Source organism: Pseudomonas sp. 9AZ, from assembly GCF_902506525.1.
Taxonomy (GTDB): Bacteria; Pseudomonadota; Gammaproteobacteria; order Pseudomonadales; family Pseudomonadaceae; genus Aquipseudomonas; species Aquipseudomonas peli.
This window is the reverse complement of the sequence record NZ_LR733840.1, coordinates 338,702-356,260: the sequence shown is the minus strand read 5'-3', so window position 1 is coordinate 356,260 and position 17,559 is coordinate 338,702. Positions and strand designations below refer to the sequence as shown.

Genomic DNA, 17,559 nt, shown 5'->3' with positions numbered 1-17,559 from the left:
TTCGCAGCCATTGTGTGTCGGCGGTGTTATCCAGCCATCGACAGGCGATTGCGGCCATCACGCTTGGACACGTACAGCGCGTTATCCGCACGGCGCAACAGGCTTTCCATGGATTCGCCCGGCAGCAGGGTGGCGCAGCCGAGGCTGACTGACAGCTCGATGGCACGGTTTTCCACCAGGTACTGGATGCCGAGAACGGCCATACGCAGGCGCTCGCCAACCATCGACGCGGCTTCACGGTTGGTGTTGGAGAGCAGCACCATGAATTCTTCGCCGCCGAAGCGGAACACCATGTCGACATTGCGCAGGCTTTCTTTCAGCGCGCTGGCGACGGCTTTGAGCGCCTGGTCGCCGATCAGGTGGCCGTGGGTGTCGTTGATGCGTTTGAAGTGGTCGATGTCGACCATCAGCACGGACAGTGGCTGCAGGGTGCGTCGGGCGATGTCGACTTCGCGCTTGAGTGTTTGCTGCATGGCGATACGGTTGCCGGTTTCGGTCAACGGATCACGCAATGCGCTTTGCACGGCTGCGCGGTAGAGCAGGGCGTTGCGCAGCGGGAACAGCAGGCTGGCGAGCAGCGATTCGAGTTGGCCCAACTCATCTTCACTGAAGCGCACGTTGCGGCGGAAGGTCAGTTCACCGAGGAATTCGCCGTCGTGATTCAACCGATAGCCAGCCGAATGGTTCGCGCGCTCGCCCAGCTCCAGGCGTAGGTCGCAGGAGGCCAGCTGGTAGCTCAGGGAGCTGAGCGGCACCAGGCGTTGCACTTCGCTGTAGAACAGCTCAAGAATGCGTTCGGCTTCGAGTGAGGTCTGCAGGCGCAGGCTCAGCTGTTGGCGCAACTGTGCCAGACTGACTGGTTTCAGGCTTTTCTGCAGGCGGCCGGCATAGCCGAGGCGCTGTAGTTTGGCAGCGTCGAAATCAATGGTGTTGGACTGGTTGTGCGGGGCCATGAAGCTCTACCTCTAGCGCAGTACGCGGCGATAGTTGGGCTAGAGCGAATTCCGTGCCAATTTCAAAATCACTTTAAAAGTGCTTTTAATTCATTGGCTTAGCGATTCATTAGGCGGGCGTGCGGCAAGGATTTGCCGGTTAACTGGCGGGACTGCTGGCAATCTGATGCCAGTGAATCGGGCTGCCGCCGGAAAACCGGCGGTAGCCGTCATGGTTTATTGCGCGTCAAATGCTTGGCCATTAACGCCTGTGCTGTCCGGTCCCATCAAGTACAGGTAAACCGGCATGATGGCTTCAGGCAGTGGATTGTTCTGTGGGTTCTCTCCGGGGTAGGCCTGGGCGCGCATATCGGTGCGTGTTGCACCTGGGTTGACGCTGTTGGCGCGCACGTTGGCAATGCCGTCGACTTCATCGGCCAGCACCTGCATCAGGCCTTCGGTGGCGAACTTGGATACTGCGTAGGCCCCCCAGTAAGCGCGACCTTTGCGCCCGACACTGCTCGAGGTGAATACCACCGAGGCGTCTGCCGACAGCTTGAGCAGCGGCAGTAGGGTGCTGGTGAGCATAAACATGGCGTTGACGTTGACCTGCATCACGCGCATGAAGTTGTCGCCGGACAACTGTTCCAGCGGAGTGCGCGGGCCAATGATCGAGGCGTTGTGCAGTACGCCGTCGAGTTTGCCGAATTCGGCTTCGATCATCGCTGCCAGTTCGTCGTACTGATGCGGCAGGGCGGTTTCCAGGTTGAACGGGATCACTGCCGCTTGCGGGTGGCCTGCGGCTTCGATGGCGTCATAGACGCGGCTGAGGTTGTCTTCGGTCTTGCCCAGCAGCAGCACCGTTGCGCCGTGGGCGGCGAAGGTCTTAGCGGCGGTTGCACCAATGCCACGGCCAGCGCCGGTCACCAGAATCACGCGGCCCTTGAGCAGGTCGGGGCGGGCGGAATAGTCATGCATGGGTAAAGCCTCATTAATTCAAAAGCGGGTGGCACGTGATGCGCGTCCGGTAAACCGTCTTCAACAGCTACACAGGGCTTGTTCGAGCACGGTGCGAAGTTCCAGTGGGTGGTCCACCACCGCGTCGGCGCCCCAGTTGCGTGGGTTGTCCTGCGGGTGGATATAGCCGTAGGTGACAGCGGCGGTCTTGCAACCTGCTGCGCGACCGGCTTCGATGTCGCGCTCGTCATCACCCACAAACAGGGTGGCGGCAGGTTCTACGCCCATCTTTGCGCAGGCCAGCAGGATCATCTCGGGGTCGGGCTTGCTGCGGCTGACGTGATCTGGGCAAACCAGCACGGCCGAGCGCTGCGCCAGGCCGAGTTGCTGCATGATCGGTTCGGCGTAGCGCACCGGCTTGTTGGTTGCCACGCCCCAGATCAGCTTGGCCTGTTCGATGTCATTGAGCAGCTCATTCATGCCGTCAAACGGTCGCGTCAGTACCGCGCAATGCGCCTGATAGCGGTCGAGAAACTCCAGGCGCAGGGCTTCGAAGCCTGCTGCTTCGGGGTCCATGGCGAAGTTGGCAGCGACCATGGCGCGCGCGCCGCCGGACACCTGGTCGCGGATCAGCTTATCGGCAATCGGTGGCAAGCCGCGTTCGGCACGCATGGCCTGGCTGATGGCGATAAAGTCCGGCGCACTGTCGAGCAGGGTGCCGTCCATATCGAATAAAACCGCGCGCAAGCGCATTGGGCGTGTCATTGGTTATTTCCCTTGCAGCGCCGGAGTATGTTTTGGCGCGAGGCCAGGCACGAGCCGTGAAGTTTGGTTATTCCAAATGAGTGGCGAGAAACGCAGCATCGCGCCAAAACAGACCCGGCCCTACGGGTTGCGCCAGAAAGCCGGCCATGCGTTGTTGCTGTCCTTGGCAATGGAACAACCATTGCCTGCGGCCAGCGCCTAGCCTGGCCGGCTTTCTGGCAGCAACGCTGCAGGGAAATAACGGATGGCACGCCCTACGCCTCCTTGAGGGTCTGGATCATGTAGTTGACGTCGACATCGGCTTCCAGCTTGTAGCGTTTGCTCAGCGGGTTGTAGGTCAGGCCGATGATGTCCTTGACCTCAAGACCCGCCTCGCGGCTCCAGGCGCCGAGCTCGGACGGACGGATAAATTTCTTGAAATCATGGGTGCCGCGCGGCAGTAGGCGCATCACGTACTCAGCGCCAATGATGGCGAACAGGTAGGCCTTGGGGTTGCGGTTGATGGTGGAGAAGAACACCTGGCCGCCAGGCTTGACCATGCGGTAGCAGGCGCGGATCACCGACGCCGGGTCGGGTACGTGCTCAAGCATTTCCAGGCAGGTGACCACGTCGAACTGTTCTGGCATTTCTTCAGCCAGGGCTTCAGCAGTGATCTGCCGGTATTCGACGCTGACGCCGGACTCCAGCTGGTGCAATTGGGCTACTGCCAGCGGTGCTTCGCCCATGTCGATGCCGGTGACGCTGGCGCCGCGCTGGGCCATGGATTCGCTGAGAATGCCACCACCGCAGCCAACGTCGAGCACCTTCTTGCCGGCCAGGCCGACGCGTTCTTCGATCCAGTTGACGCGCAGCGGGTTGATGTCATGCAGCGGTTTGAATTCGCTTTCACGGTCCCACCAGCGGTGGGCAAGGGCTTCAAATTTGGCGATTTCGGCGCGGTCGACGTTGCTCATATAAATCCCTGAATCAGGCGGCGGCGGGAGACTCATGTTGCCAGTTTCGCCGGGTGGATTGGACGCCTGTTATGCGTCCAATGTATGTCAGTTTGTCGCAGTGCCCGAATTCTCTGGGCTGGCTGTCACTTGCCGGCGATTTTCGCGCCCCAGGCGCGGGCGTTGGCGATGATTCGTTGTTCGTCCAGGCGCGTCAGTTGGCCGGCATCGAGCAATTGTTTGCCGCCAACCCACAGGTGTTCGACGCAGGCGCGGCCGCCGGCATAAAGTAGCTGCGATACCGGGTCATAGACCGGTTGCTGGGCCAGGCCGGAGAGGTTGAACGCCGCTATGTCTGCAGCCTTGCCCAGCTCCAATGAACCGATCTGCTCGTCCAGACCTAGGGCGCGTGCGCCGTTCAGGGTGGCCATGCATAGTGCGCTATGGGCGTTAAGTGCCGTTGCCGAGCCGGCCACGGCCTTGGCCAGCAGGGCAGCGGTACGGGTCTCGCCGAGCAGGTCGAGATCGTTGTTGCTGGCTGCACCATCGGTACCGATGGCCACATTGACCCCGGCCTGCCAGAGTTTTTCCACCGGGCAGAAGCCGCTGGCCAGCTTGAGGTTGGACTCCGGGCAATGGATCACGCTGCTGTTACTTTCCACCAGCAGGGCCAGGTCTTCATCATTAATCTGGGTCATGTGCACGGCCTGGAAGCGCGGGCCGAGCAGGTCGAGGCGCGCCAGGCGTGCCAGTGGCCGCTCGCCGCGCTGCTCCAGGCTCTGCTGCACTTCGAAGGCGGTTTCGTGCACGTGCATATGAATGCCGGCGTCCAGCTCTTCGGCGAGCACGCGGATATTTTCTAGCTTGTCGTCACTCACCGTGTAGGGCGCGTGGGGGCCGAAGGCGACGCTCAGGCGCGGGTGGTGCTTAAGGTCGTCGAACAGATTCAGGCCTTTGCGCAGCGCTTCGTCAGCGTCGCGGGCGCCGGGAATCGGAAAATCCAGTACCGGAATGGTGATCTGCCCGCGGATGCCGCTGCTGTGCACCAGCTGGCTGGCGGTTTCCGGGAAGAAATACATGTCGGAGAAGCAGGTAATGCCGCCCTTGAGCTGTTCGGCGATGGCCAGCTCGGTGCCGTCCTGAACAAATTGCTCGTTGACCCATTTGGCCTCGGCCGGCCAGATGTGCTTCTCCAGCCAGGTCATCAGCGGCAGATCATCGGCCAGGCCGCGGAACAGGGTCATTGCCGCATGTCCATGGGCGTTGACCAGGCCTGGCGTGAGCAGTCGTCCGGGCAACTCAAGCACCTGCAGGGCTGCGTGTTTAAGCGCTTCAGCGCGCGGTGCGATCAGTGCGATGCGCCCGTCGCGGATGCCCAGGCCGTGCTCCAGCAGCACCACGCCAGCTGGCTCGACCGGGACCAGCCAGGTGGGCAGTAGCAGCAAATCGAGCGGAGCTTGGGGCATGGGAAGGCTTCCGGCAGTCAGTAGAGTGGCGAGTTTATAGGGGAACGCCCTAGGCTTGAAGCTGCATGCAGCTGATCTGGCGCGATGTGCGCAGTGCTGTGCGTATAATGGTCGGCTTTTTCCGGCGGAGGTGTGTCATGCGCGAGCAACTGCTAGCGGCAGAGAAGGTCAGGGCCATCGAGTGGCGTGACGGCGCTCTGCACTTGCTGGATCAGCGCGCGCTGCCTTTCGAGGAAACCTGGCTGAGCTATCACTCGGCTGCGGATGTCGCCGAGGCGATCCGTAGCATGGTGGTGCGCGGCGCGCCGGCCATCGGCATCAGCGCGGCCTATGCGATTGTCCTGGCTGTAAGGGCTCGTCTGCAGGAGGGCGGCGACTGGCGAGCGGCATTGCAGGCGGATTTCGACCTGCTTGCTGCATCGCGGCCGACGGCGGTCAACCTGTTCTGGGCGCTTGAGCGCATGCGCGACCGACTGGGCCGGCTGAAAAGCCATGACGACCCGCTGACGCTGCTGGAGGTCGAAGCCATCGGCATCCATCAAAGCGATCGTGAAGCCAACCTGACCATGGCCCAGTTGGGCGTCGATCTGATCCGCAAGCACCAGGGCAATCAGCAGAACCTGCTGACTCATTGCAATGCTGGTGCTCTGGCCACGGGCGGCTTCGGTACGGCGTTGGGGGTGATTCGTGCGGCTTTTCATGATGGTTTGCTTGAGCGGGTATATGCCGGCGAAACCCGGCCCTGGTTGCAGGGCTCGCGCCTGACTGCCTGGGAGCTGGCGACTGACGGTATCCCGGTCACGGTGAATGTCGACTCTGCTGCCGCGCACCTGATGAAAACCCGTGGCATCACCTGGGTCATCGTTGGGGCAGACCGCATCGCTGCCAATGGCGATGTGGCCAACAAGATCGGCACCTATCAACTGGCGGTTAATGCCATGCACCACGGTGTGCGCTTTATGGTGGTCGCCCCCAGCTCGACCATCGACATGGCCATGGAGCATGGCGACGATATCGTCCTGGAAGAACGCGACCCCAGCGAGCTGCTGGAACTGGGCGGCAAGCGCATCGCCGGCGGGATCGAGGCGCTTAATCCGGTATTCGATGTGACCCCGGCGGACCTGATCGACTTTATCGTCACCGAGAAGGGTGTGGTTGATCGTCCGGATGCGGAAAAAATGGCGCAATTGATGTGTCGCAAGCGTCTGCACTGAGTTTTTCTGCGGGTGCGCACACCTAGTCGGTAGGGCGGCGCTGGGGATAGGTGCGACGCACTGATTGTGGTAAGCTCCGGCGGTTTTCGGGGGTGCCTGTTATGGGCCTCTTACCTGCGCAGATACATGGCATAACTTATTGATTTGTCGTGAGTCGCTATGAGCCTCAAGGCACGGCGACAGGCTCCACACCACTCAGGACGAGCGGCGCGGAGTTTCACCAGAAAAAGGAACAAGGCTACTCATGGGCGAACTGGCCAAAGAAATCCTCCCGGTCAATATTGAAGACGAACTCAAGCAGTCCTACCTCGACTACGCGATGAGCGTAATTGTTGGGCGAGCGCTGCCGGATGCGCGTGATGGCTTAAAGCCCGTGCACCGCCGTGTGCTGTTTGCCATGAGTGAGTTGGGCAACGACTGGAACAAGGCTTACAAGAAGTCCGCCCGTGTGGTCGGTGACGTTATCGGTAAGTACCACCCACACGGTGATACCGCGGTGTACGACACCATCGTCCGCATGGCGCAGCCATTCTCGCTGCGTTACCTGCTGGTCGACGGCCAGGGCAACTTCGGTTCGGTGGACGGCGATAACGCAGCCGCTATGCGATACACCGAAGTACGCATGACCAAGCTGGCCCATGAGCTGCTGGCTGACCTGCATAAAGAAACTGTGGATTGGGTGCCGAACTACGACGGCACCGAAATGATCCCGGCGGTAATGCCGACCAAGATCCCCAACCTGTTGGTCAACGGCTCCAGCGGTATCGCCGTGGGCATGGCCACCAATATTCCGCCACACAACCTCACGGAAGTGATCAATGGTTGTTTGGCGCTGATCGACAACGGCGAGCTGACTGTCGATGAGCTGATGCAATACATCCCCGGTCCGGACTTCCCGACAGCAGCGATCATCAACGGTCGCGCCGGCATCATCGAGGCCTACCGCACCGGCCGTGGCCGCATCTATATGCGTGCCCGCGCCATCATTGAAGACATCGACAAGGTCGGTGGCCGTCAGCAGATCATCGTCAGCGAGCTGCCGTATCAGCTGAACAAGGCGCGCCTGATCGAGAAGATTGCCGAGCTGGTTAAGGAGAAGAAGCTCGAAGGCATCACCGAGCTGCGCGATGAGTCCGACAAGGACGGCATGCGCATTGTCATCGAGCTGCGTCGCGGCGAAGTACCGGAAGTGGTGCTCAACAACCTCTACGCCCAGACCCAGATGCAGTGTGTGTTCGGCATCAACGTGGTGGCGCTGATCGACGGCCAGCCGAAGGTCCTTAACCTCAAGGACATGCTCGAAGCCTTTATTCTGCACCGCCGTGAAGTGGTCACCCGCCGCACCGTATTTGAGCTGCGCAAGGCCCGTGAACGTGGCCATATCCTTGAAGGCCAGGCGGTTGCCCTGTCCAACATCGACCCGGTTATCGCTCTGATCAAGGCTTCGCCGACCCCGGCCGAAGCCAAGCTGGCGCTGATCGCCACGCCGTGGGAATCCAGTGCAGTGGAAACCATGGTCGAGCGCGCCGGTGCCGACGCCTGCCGTCCGGACGATCTTGACCCGCAGTACGGTCTGCGTGACGGCAAGTATTTCCTCTCGCCGGAACAAGCCCAGGCCATTCTCGAGCTGCGTCTGCACCGTTTGACCGGTCTTGAGCATGAAAAACTGCTGGCCGAATACCAGGAAATCCTCACCCAGATCGGCGAGCTGATCCGCATCCTCACCAGCGCCACGCGTCTGATGGAAGTGATCCGCGAAGAACTGGAAGCGGTCAAAGCCGAGTTCGGCGATGCGCGCCGCACCGAGATTCTCGACAACCGTCTGGATCTGAGCCTGGCTGACCTGATCACCGAAGAAGAGCGTGTGGTCACCATCTCCCACAGTGGCTATGCCAAGAGCCAGCCGCTGCATGCCTACCAGGCGCAGCGTCGCGGCGGTAAGGGCAAGTCCGCCACCGGTGTGAAGGATGAGGACTACATCGAGCACCTGCTGGTTGCCAATAGTCATGCCACGCTGTTGCTGTTCTCCAGCAAGGGCAAGGTGTACTGGCTGAAAACCTACGAAATTCCGGAAGCCTCGCGCGCCGCCCGTGGTCGTCCGCTGGTCAACCTGTTGCCGCTGGACGAAGGCGAGCGCATTACCGCCATGCTTCAGGTCGACCTGGAAGCGCTGCGTCAGCAGGCGCCGGAAGGCGACGAGCCGGACGATATCGAAGGCGTAGTGGTCGAGGCTGAAGAAGTCGAAGACCTGGCCGAAGGCGATGACGTCGACGACGAGACCCCGGATGAACCGACCGGTGCCTACATCTTTATGGCTACGGCCAAAGGTACTGTGAAGAAGACGCCGCTGGTGCAGTTCAGCCGTCCGCGCAGCTCGGGCCTGATCGCCCTCAAGCTGGACGAAGATGACACCCTGATCTCCGCTGCCGTAACTGACGGCGCCCGCGAAGTGATGATGTTCTCCGACGGCGGCAAGGTCATTCGCTTTAAGGAAAGCAAGGTGCGCACCATGGGCCGTACCGCTCGCGGTGTGCGTGGCATGCGTCTGCCGGAAGGCCAGGAAATCATCTCCATGCTGATTCCTGAAGCCGACGCGCAGATTCTCACCGCTTCCGAACGTGGCTACGGTAAGCGCACCGCGATGGCCGAGTTCCCGCGTCGCGGTCGTGGCGGACAGGGCGTGATCGCCATGGTCAGCAACGAGCGTAACGGCAAGTTGGTCGGCGCCGTGCAGGTGCTTGAAGGCGAGGAAATCATGCTGATTTCCGACCAGGGCACTCTGGTGCGTACCCGTGTCAGCGAAGTCTCCAGCCTCGGTCGTAACACCCAGGGCGTGACCCTGATCAAGCTGGCCAAGGATGAAACCCTGGTTGGTCTTGAGCGAGTGCAGGAGCCTTCGGCGGAAGACGACGAAGAGCTGCTGGAAGGCGAAGAGGGTGTTGACGGCGCAGTTGCGGATGCAGGTGATGCACCCGAAGCCGCAGCTGACGAAAGCCCGATCAGCGAAGAGTGATCTGTCGGGGCGAGTGCGCTCGCCCCTGACGGAGTAGGATTTGGCGGCTGCTGGCACGCACCAGCCCGCCCACTATTTTGAGCGAGAGTGGATGTGAGCAAGCGAGCCTTTAACTTCTGCGCCGGCCCGGCCGCGCTTCCTGAAGCTGTTCTGCAACGCGCCCAGGCGGAGCTCCTCGATTGGCAGGGTAAAGGCCTGTCGGTGATGGAGATGAGCCACCGCAGTGACGAGTACACCGCCATCGCGGAAAAGGCCGAGCAGGATCTGCGCGACCTGATGGAGATTCCGTCCGACTACAAGGTGCTGTTCCTGCAGGGCGGTGCCAGCCAGCAGTTCGCTGAAATCCCGCTCAACCTGTTGCCTGAAGATGGCGTCGCCGACTATATCGACACCGGTATCTGGTCGAAGAAAAGCATCGAAGAAGCCAGCCGCTACGGTCACATCAATGTCGCCGCCAGCGCCAAGGCCTATGACTACTTCGCCATCCCAGGGCAGAACGAGTGGCAACTGTCGAAAGATGCCGCCTACCTGCACTACGCCAGCAATGAAACCATCGGCGGCCTGCAGTTCGACTGGATACCCGAAGTCGGTGACGTGCCGCTGGTGGCGGATATGTCTTCCGACATCCTTTCGCGCCCGATCGATGTGTCGAAGTTCGGCCTGATCTACGCCGGCGCGCAGAAGAACATCGGCCCCAGCGGCCTTGTGGTAACCATCGTCCGTGAAGATTTGCTCGGCCGTGCCCGCAGCGTCTGCCCGACCATGCTCAACTACAAGATCGCTGCCGATAACGGCTCGATGTACAACACCCCGGCGACCTTCTCCTGGTACCTGTCCGGCCTGGTGTTCGAGTGGCTGAAAGAGCAGGGCGGTGTGGCCGCCATGGAGCGGATCAACCGCGCCAAGAAAGACTTGTTGTACAAGGCCATCGATACCAGCGATTTCTACAGCAACCCGATTGCCCATAACGCCCGCTCCTGGATGAACGTGCCGTTCCGCCTGGCCGACGAGAAGCTGGATAAGCCGTTCCTCGCCGGTGCCGATGCGCGTGGCCTGCTCAACCTGAAAGGCCACCGTTCGGTCGGCGGCATGCGTGCTTCCATCTATAACGCCGTGGGCCTGGATGCGGTTGAAGCGCTGGTGGCCTATATGGCTGAGTTCGAGAAGGAGCACGGCTGATGACCGATCCAATTTCCGAGCAGGAACTGCAAGCCCTGCGCCTGCGCATCGACAACCTCGATGAGAAGATTCTCGCGCTGATCAGTGATCGCGCCAGCTGCGCTGAAGAAGTCGCGCGGGTGAAGATGAAGGCCCTGCCGGAAGGCGAAAAGCCGGTGTTTTACCGCCCGGAGCGCGAAGCCCAGGTGCTCAAACGCATCATGGAGCGCAACCAGGGGCCGCTGGGCAACGAGGAAATGGCTCGGCTGTTCCGCGAAATCATGTCCTCCTGCCTGGCCCTGGAAAACCCGCTCAAGGTGGCTTACCTCGGCCCGGAAGGTACTTTCTCCCAGGCTGCGGCGATGAAGCATTTCGGTCACGCAGTGATCAGCGTGCCGATGGCGGCTATCGATGAAGTATTCCGCGAAGTGGCCGCCGGTGCGGTGAACTTCGGTGTGGTGCCGGTGGAGAACTCCACCGAAGGCGCGATCAACCACACGCTCGACAGCTTCCTCGAGCATGACATGGTCATCTGTGGCGAAGTCGAGCTGCGCATTCACCACCACCTGCTGGTCGGTGAAACCACCAAGACCGACAAGATCACCCGCATCTATTCCCATGCGCAGTCCCTGGCACAGTGCCGCAAGTGGCTGGATGCGCATTACCCCAACGTCGAGCGCGTGGCGGTGTCGAGCAATGCCGATGCAGCCAAGCGCGTGAAAAGCGAGTGGAACAGCGCGGCGATTGCCGGCGATATGGCGGCCAGTCTCTACGGCCTGACCAAGCTGGCGGAGAAGATCGAAGACCGTCCGGACAACTCCACGCGCTTCCTGATCATCGGCAGCCAGGAAGTACCGCCGACCGGCGACGACAAAACCTCGGTCATCGTCTCCATGCGCAACAAACCGGGTGCACTGCACGAGCTGCTGGTGCCGTTTCACAACAACGGCATCGACCTGACCCGCATCGAAACCCGCCCGTCGCGCAGCGGCAAGTGGACCTACGTGTTCTTTATCGACTTCGTTGGTCACCACCGCGACCCGCTGATCAAGGACGTGCTGGAAAAGATCAATCAGGAAGCCGTGGCGCTCAAGGTGCTGGGTTCCTATCCGAAAGCGGTACTTTAAAACTGCTGCGGCACGCCTCAGGTCTCAAGCTACACGCGCATCGACGCCGGGCTGTACTTGGGGCTTGCGGCTTTAAGCGTGAGGCTTTGCTATGACCGATTTCCTCTCCCTGGCCCAGCCAGGCGTACAGCAGCTTTCGCCCTATGTGCCAGGCAAACCGGTGGATGAGCTGGCCCGTGAGCTGGATCTGGACCCGGCCAGCATCGTCAAGCTGGCCAGTAACGAGAATCCGCTAGGTCCAAGCCCCAAGGCGCTGGAAGCGATTCGCGGCGAACTGGCGGATCTGACTCGTTACCCCGATGGCAATGGTTTCGAGCTGAAAAGCCGTCTGGCTGCGCGTTGCGGCGTGCAGATCAATCAGGTCACCCTGGGCAATGGTTCCAACGACATTCTCGATCTGGTCGCTCGTGCCTATCTGGCCCCCGGCCTTAATGCGGTGTTCAGTCAGTATGCCTTTGCCGTTTACCCCATTTCGACCCAGGCCGTAGGTGCTCAGGGCAAAGTGGTGCCGGCGCAGGACCATGGTCACGACCTGGAAGCCATGCTGGCTGCCATCGACGCCAACACCCGCGTGGTGTTTATCGCCAACCCGAACAACCCGACTGGCACCTGGTTCGGCCCCGACGCGCTTGAGCGTTTTCTCGCTCGCGTACCCGGCAATGTGCTGGTGGTGCTGGATGAGGCTTATATCGAGTTCGCCGAAGGTGATGAGCTGCCGGACGGCCTCAAGTACCTGGCGCGCTATGACAATCTGCTGGTCTCGCGCACCTTCTCCAAGGCCTATGGCTTGGCGGCGCTGCGCGTCGGTTATGCGCTCAGCTCGGCGCAGATCGCCGATGTACTCAACCGTGTACGCCAGCCATTCAACGTCAACAGCCTCGCCCTGGCCGCGGCCTGTGCGGCGCTGGATGATGCCGATTACCTGGCGCAAAGCCGTCAGCTCAATGACGCCGGCATGGCGCAGCTGGAGGCCGGCCTGCGCGAGTTGGGTCTGAGCTGGATCTCGTCGAAAGGCAACTTTATTGCTGTGGACTTTGGCCGTGATACCGCTGCGATCAACCAGGCGCTGCTACGTGCTGGGGTGATCGTGCGCCCAGTGGCCGGTTATGGCATGCCGAACTTCCTGCGGGTGTCGATTGGCCTAACTGCTGAAAACGCGCGCTTCCTTGACGCCCTGGCCAAGGTGCTGAGCGCGTGAGTGAAGCCAAATCTGCTGTCACTCAGGTGCAACCTGCCGCCCCTAAGCTCGGCCGCCTGGTGGTTATCGGCCTGGGCCTGATTGGCGGCTCCTTCGCCAAGGGTTTGCGTGAGCGCGGCCTGTGCCGCGAAGTGATAGGTGTCGATCTTGACCCGGAGTCGCGGCGGTTGGCGGTTGAGCTGGGGGTGGTTGATCGCTGTGAGGTTGATCTGGCTGCCGCCTGTCAGGGGGCCGATATTATCCAGCTGGCGGTGCCTATCCTGGCCATGGAAAAGCTGCTCGCAGAGCTGGCCAAGCTTGACCTGGGTACGACGGTGCTCACCGATGTGGGCAGCGCCAAAGGCAATGTGGTGCGTGCGGCGCGCCTGGCCTTTGCCGGTAAAGCGGTGCGTTTTGTGCCGGGCCACCCGATTGCCGGCTCCGAGCAGAGCGGTGTGGAAGCGTCCAATGCGCAGCTGTTCCGCCGCCATAAGGTCATCCTCACGCCTTGCGAGCAGAGTGATGACGCAGCTCTGGCATTGGTCGACGCCCTGTGGCGCGAGCTGGGCGCGGATGTTGAGCATATGGAGGTCGAGCATCACGATCAGGTGCTGGCTGCGACCAGTCACCTGCCGCATTTGCTGGCCTTTACTCTGGTTGACTCGCTGGCCAAGCGCAGTGAGAACCTGGAGATCTTTCGTTACGCCGCCGGTGGTTTCCGCGACTTCACGCGGATCGCCGGCAGTGATCCGGTCATGTGGCACGACATCTTCCTCGCCAACCGCGAGGCGGTGCTGCGCACGCTGGACGTATTTCGCGACGACCTCGACGCCTTGCGCGACGCGGTCGACGCTGGGGATGGGCATCAATTGCTGGGCGTATTCACCCGCGCCCGCGTGGCCCGTGAGCATTTCGGCAAAATTTTGGCCCGTAGGGCCTATGTGGACGCTATGCACTCGAACGATCTGGTTTTTCTGGCTAACCCTGGCGGCAAACTCTCCGGGCGTATTCGCGTTCCGGGCGACAAGTCCATCTCTCACCGTTCGATCATGCTCGGCTCGCTGGCTGAAGGCACCACGCATGTCGAGGGTTTTCTGGAAGGTGAAGACGCGCTGGCGACGCTGCAGGCATTCCGCGACATGGGGGTGGTCATCGAAGGCCCGCATCATGGCCGCGTGACCATTCACGGGGTGGGGCTGAATGGTCTGAAGGCGCCGGCCGGTCCGCTGTACATGGGCAACTCTGGCACCTCGATGCGCTTGCTCTCGGGTTTGTTGGCAGCGCAACCGTTCGACACCACGCTGACCGGTGATGCCTCGTTGTCCAAGCGGCCGATGAACCGTGTCGCCAAGCCGCTGCGCGAAATGGGCGCAGTGATCGAAACCGGCCCGGAAGGTCGCCCGCCACTGATGATCAAAGGCGGCCAGCGCCTGACCGGGATGGATTACGAAATGCCCATGGCCAGTGCTCAGGTTAAATCCTGCCTGCTGCTTGCTGGGCTTTACGCCGCCGGGACCACCTCAGTGACTGAGCCTGCGCCTACCCGCGACCACACTGAGCGCATGCTGCGTGGCTTCGGCTACCCGGTAACCGTGGATGGCAGCACCGCCAGCGTCACCTCTGGCCATAAACTGACCGCGACCCATATCGAAGTGCCTGCAGATATCTCCTCGGCAGCATTCTTTCTGGTGGCCGGCAGCATTGCCGAAGACTCGGAGCTGGTGCTTGAGCACGTAGGCATCAACCCAACCCGTACTGGCGTCATCGATATCCTCAAGCTGATGGGCGGCGACATCACCCTGGAAAACCAGCGTGAAGTCGGCGGCGAGACCGTGGCTGATATTCGCGTGCGCAGCGCCAAGCTCAAAGGCATCGATATCCCCGAAGACCTGGTGCCCCTAGCTATTGATGAGTTCCCGGTGCTGTTCGTCGCCGCTTCGGTGGCTGAAGGCCGTACTGTGCTGCGTGGCGCCGAAGAGCTGCGGGTCAAGGAATCCGACCGGATTCAGGTGATGGCTGATGGTTTGATTGCTCTGGGCGTCAAGGCTGAGCCAACGCCAGATGGCATTATCATTGAGGGCGGCAGCATCGGCGGTGGCGAAGTTTGGGCGCACGGCGATCACCGCATCGCCATGTCGTTCAGCGTGGCCTCGCTGCGCGCCACTGCGCCGATCCGCATCCATGATTGCGCCAACGTTGCCACTTCGTTCCCCAACTTCCTCGCGCTGTCGGCTCAGGTTGGCATTCGTGTGGCCGAGGAGGGCAAGGCATGATCGTCGCACCGGTTATCACCATCGACGGGCCGAGCGGCTCGGGCAAGGGCACCATCGCCGGCCTGCTGGCTAAACAACTGGGCTGGAATCTGCTGGACTCGGGCGCGCTGTATCGCCTGCTGGCCTTTGCCGCCGGTAATCACGGCGTTGATCTGACCAATGAAGAGGCGATGAAACTACTTGCCGCTCATCTGGATGTGCAATTTATCGCCGCCGGTGGCGGTCATGGCCAGCGCATCATCCTCGAAGGGGAAGAGGTTACTGACCTGATCCGTAACGAGCAGGTCGGCGCCGGTGCTTCGCAGGTGGCCTCGCTGTCCGCCGTGCGTGAGGCTCTGTTGCAGCGTCAGCAGGCATTTCAGGAAATGCCAGGACTGGTTGCCGATGGCCGCGATATGGGCACTGTGGTGTTTCCGGATGCGCCGCTGAAGATTTTCCTCACCGCCAGCGCCGAGGAGCGTGCCCGTCGCCGTTACTTACAGTTGAAGGCCAAGGGCGATGATGTTAATCTCGCGAGTCTTCTTGATGAGATTCAGGCGCGCGATGAGCGCGATACCCAGCGTGCAGTGGCTCCGCTCAAGCCGGCAGTCGATGCGATCCAGCTGGATTCCACCGAACTCTCCATCGAACAAGTGCTTGAACGAATTCTGAGTGAAGTCGCCAATCGCGATCTCGCCGGATGATAAGAGCCACAGCTGCTTTAAGCTGACCGGCTCGCAAGGAGGCGTACGGGAACCCAGTCCTAGTCCCGTTTGCCTCTTTTTAAATGAACGTACCCACATTGTCTGGAATGTGGTTTGGGCGGATTCCCTGCCCTGAATCAACAGGAATTAAAATGAGCGAAAGCTTTGCTGAACTGTTTGAAGAAAGCCTAAAAACCCTGAATCTTCAGGCTGGCTCGATCATCACCGCTATCATCGTCGACATCGATTACCAAGCTGGTTGGGTAACCGTTCACGCTGGTTTGAAGTCTGAAGGCCTCATTCCGCTGGAACAGTTCCACAACGACGCTGGCGAGCTGACCATTAAGGTCGGTGACGAAGTTCACGTTGCCCTGGACGCGGTTGAAGATGGCTTTGGTGAAACCAAGCTGTCCCGCGAAAAAGCCAAACGTGCCGAGTGCTGGATCGTTCTGGAAGCAGCTTTCGCCGCTGAGGAAGTGGTTACGGGCGTTATCAACGGTAAGGTTAAGGGCGGCTTCACTGTCGACGTTAACGGCATCCGTGCGTTCCTCCCAGGTTCCTTGGTCGATGTCCGTCCGGTGCGTGATACCACTCACCTGGAAGGCAAAGAGCTCGAATTCAAAGTCATCAAGCTGGACCAGAAGCGCAACAACGTTGTCGTTTCCCGCCGCAGCGTTCTGGAAGCCGAGAACAGCGCCGAGCGCGAGGCTCTGCTGGAATCCCTGCAGGAAGGCCAGCAAGTCAAAGGTATTGTCAAGAACCTCACCGACTACGGCGCGTTCGTGGATCTGGGTGGCGTCGACGGCCTGCTGCACATCACCGATATGGCTTGGAAGCGCATCAAGCATCCGTCGGAAATCGTCAACGTTGGCGATGAAATCGACGTCAAAATCCTCAAGTACGATCGCGAGCGCAATCGTGTTTCCCTCGGCCTCAAGCAGCTGGGCGAAGATCCATGGGTTGCCATCAAGGCGCGTTACCCGCAGGACACTCGTGTTACTGCGCGTGTAACCAACCTGACCGACTACGGCTGCTTCGCAGAGCTGGAAGAAGGCGTGGAAGGCCTAGTGCACGTATCCGAAATGGATTGGACCAACAAAAACATCCATCCTTCGAAAGTCGTTAACGTCGGCGACGAAGTGGAAGTTATGGTTCTGGATATCGACGAAGAGCGTCGTCGTATCTCCCTGGGTATCAAGCAGTGCAAAACTAACCCGTGGGAAGATTTCTCCGGTCAGTTCAACAAAGGTGACAAGATCTCCGGCACCATCAAGTCGATCACCGATTTCGGTATCTTCATTGGTCTGGATGGCGGCATCGACGGCCTCGTTCACCTGTCCGACATCTCCTGGAACGAAGTAGGCGAAGAAGCTGTACGCCGCTTCAAGAAAGGCGACGAGCTGGAAACCGTTATCCTCTCCGTTGATCCGGAGCGTGAGCGCATTTCCCTCGGCATCAAGCAGCTGGAAGAAGATCCGTTCTCCGACTACGTTGCTGTTAACGATAAAGGCACCATCGTGCGCGGTATCGTTAAAGAAGTTGACGCCAAAGGCGCCATCATCACTCTGGCCGACGGCATCGAAGCCACTCTGAAAGCCTCCGAAATCAGCCGTGATCGCGTTGAAGATGCGCGCAACGTCCTGAAAGAAGGCGAAGAAGTTGAAGCCAAAATCATCAGCGTTGACCGTAAGAGCCGCGTAATCAGCTTGTCGGTTAAGTCGAAAGACGTTGAAGACGAGAAAGAAGCAATCAAAGAAATGCGTACTAAGCAGGACGAAGTTGCTTCTGCTGGTCCGACCACCATTGGTGATCTGATCCGTGCGCAAATGGAAAACCAGAACTAAGTTCAGGTAATCCAGAAA

Annotated in this window: 13 protein-coding genes; 8 read left to right on the top strand and 5 right to left on the bottom strand. The window is 60.5% G+C overall.

The window, feature by feature from the left end; genetic code table 11:
- Positions 1 to 26: 26 nt before the first annotated feature.
- The 5 genes from ALTER154_RS01775 to ALTER154_RS01755 all read right to left on the bottom strand — a co-directional run bounded on the left by ALTER154_RS01775 (position 27) and on the right by ALTER154_RS01755 (position 5,052).
- A complete protein-coding gene (locus tag ALTER154_RS01775; protein WP_090248184.1) occupies positions 27 to 953 on the bottom strand; it encodes a GGDEF domain-containing protein in 927 nt (308 codons plus the stop codon).
- A gap of 216 nt (positions 954 to 1,169) precedes the next feature.
- On the bottom strand, positions 1,170 to 1,910 hold the full coding sequence (locus tag ALTER154_RS01770) for a YciK family oxidoreductase (RefSeq protein WP_090248183.1): 741 nt from the start codon (positions 1,908 to 1,910) through the stop codon (positions 1,170 to 1,172).
- A gap of 60 nt (positions 1,911 to 1,970) precedes the next feature.
- Positions 1,971 to 2,642: an N-acetylmuramic acid 6-phosphate phosphatase MupP gene (mupP, locus tag ALTER154_RS01765; RefSeq protein WP_160089955.1), complete on the bottom strand. Its 672-nt coding sequence runs from the start codon at positions 2,640 to 2,642 to the stop codon at positions 1,971 to 1,973.
- Between the two features lie 266 nt (positions 2,643 to 2,908).
- Positions 2,909 to 3,607 carry a bifunctional 2-polyprenyl-6-hydroxyphenol methylase/3-demethylubiquinol 3-O-methyltransferase UbiG gene (gene ubiG, locus ALTER154_RS01760; RefSeq protein ID WP_160085011.1) on the bottom strand — a complete coding sequence of 233 codons (699 nt, stop codon included), beginning with the start codon at positions 3,605 to 3,607 and terminating at the stop codon, positions 2,909 to 2,911.
- Positions 3,608 to 3,732: 125 nt separating this feature from the next.
- Positions 3,733 to 5,052 carry a TRZ/ATZ family hydrolase gene (locus tag ALTER154_RS01755; RefSeq protein WP_160085010.1) on the bottom strand — a complete coding sequence of 440 codons (1,320 nt, stop codon included), beginning with the start codon at positions 5,050 to 5,052 and terminating at the stop codon, positions 3,733 to 3,735.
- Between the two features lie 137 nt (positions 5,053 to 5,189).
- Between ALTER154_RS01755 and mtnA the strand changes: the two genes are divergently transcribed.
- The 8 genes from mtnA (at position 5,190) to rpsA (ending at position 17,541) form a co-directional block, all read left to right on the top strand.
- Positions 5,190 to 6,266, top strand: coding sequence for an S-methyl-5-thioribose-1-phosphate isomerase (gene mtnA, locus ALTER154_RS01750; protein ID WP_160085009.1), 1,077 nt, complete (start codon positions 5,190 to 5,192; stop codon positions 6,264 to 6,266).
- A 244-nt stretch (positions 6,267 to 6,510) separates the two neighbouring features.
- On the top strand, positions 6,511 to 9,279 hold the full coding sequence (gyrA, locus tag ALTER154_RS01745) for a DNA gyrase subunit A (RefSeq protein ID WP_160085008.1): 2,769 nt from the start codon (positions 6,511 to 6,513) through the stop codon (positions 9,277 to 9,279).
- Positions 9,280 to 9,372: 93 nt separating this feature from the next.
- Positions 9,373 to 10,458, top strand: a complete 1,086-nt coding sequence (gene serC / locus ALTER154_RS01740) for a 3-phosphoserine/phosphohydroxythreonine transaminase (RefSeq protein ID WP_160085007.1) — start codon at positions 9,373 to 9,375, stop codon at positions 10,456 to 10,458.
- Positions 10,458 to 11,564, top strand: coding sequence for a prephenate dehydratase (pheA, locus tag ALTER154_RS01735; RefSeq protein ID WP_167141464.1), 1,107 nt, complete (start codon positions 10,458 to 10,460; stop codon positions 11,562 to 11,564). The genes serC and pheA overlap by 1 nt, the downstream gene beginning before the upstream one ends.
- A 91-nt stretch (positions 11,565 to 11,655) precedes the next feature.
- Entirely contained in the window at positions 11,656 to 12,762 is a 1,107-nt protein-coding gene (gene hisC / locus ALTER154_RS01730; protein WP_160085006.1) for a histidinol-phosphate transaminase, read from the top strand.
- Positions 12,759 to 15,014 (top strand): bifunctional prephenate dehydrogenase/3-phosphoshikimate 1-carboxyvinyltransferase, encoded by a 2,256-nt coding sequence (locus ALTER154_RS01725; protein ID WP_160085005.1) that lies wholly within the window; start codon positions 12,759 to 12,761, stop codon positions 15,012 to 15,014. The genes hisC and ALTER154_RS01725 overlap by 4 nt, the downstream gene beginning before the upstream one ends.
- Positions 15,011 to 15,697 (top strand): (d)CMP kinase, encoded by a 687-nt coding sequence (cmk, locus tag ALTER154_RS01720; protein WP_160085004.1) that lies wholly within the window; start codon positions 15,011 to 15,013, stop codon positions 15,695 to 15,697. Before ALTER154_RS01725 ends, cmk begins: the two co-directional genes overlap by 4 nt.
- A 152-nt stretch (positions 15,698 to 15,849) precedes the next feature.
- Positions 15,850 to 17,541 (top strand): 30S ribosomal protein S1, encoded by a 1,692-nt coding sequence (rpsA, locus tag ALTER154_RS01715; protein ID WP_160085003.1) that lies wholly within the window; start codon positions 15,850 to 15,852, stop codon positions 17,539 to 17,541.
- The last annotated feature ends 18 nt before the right edge of the window (positions 17,542 to 17,559 follow it).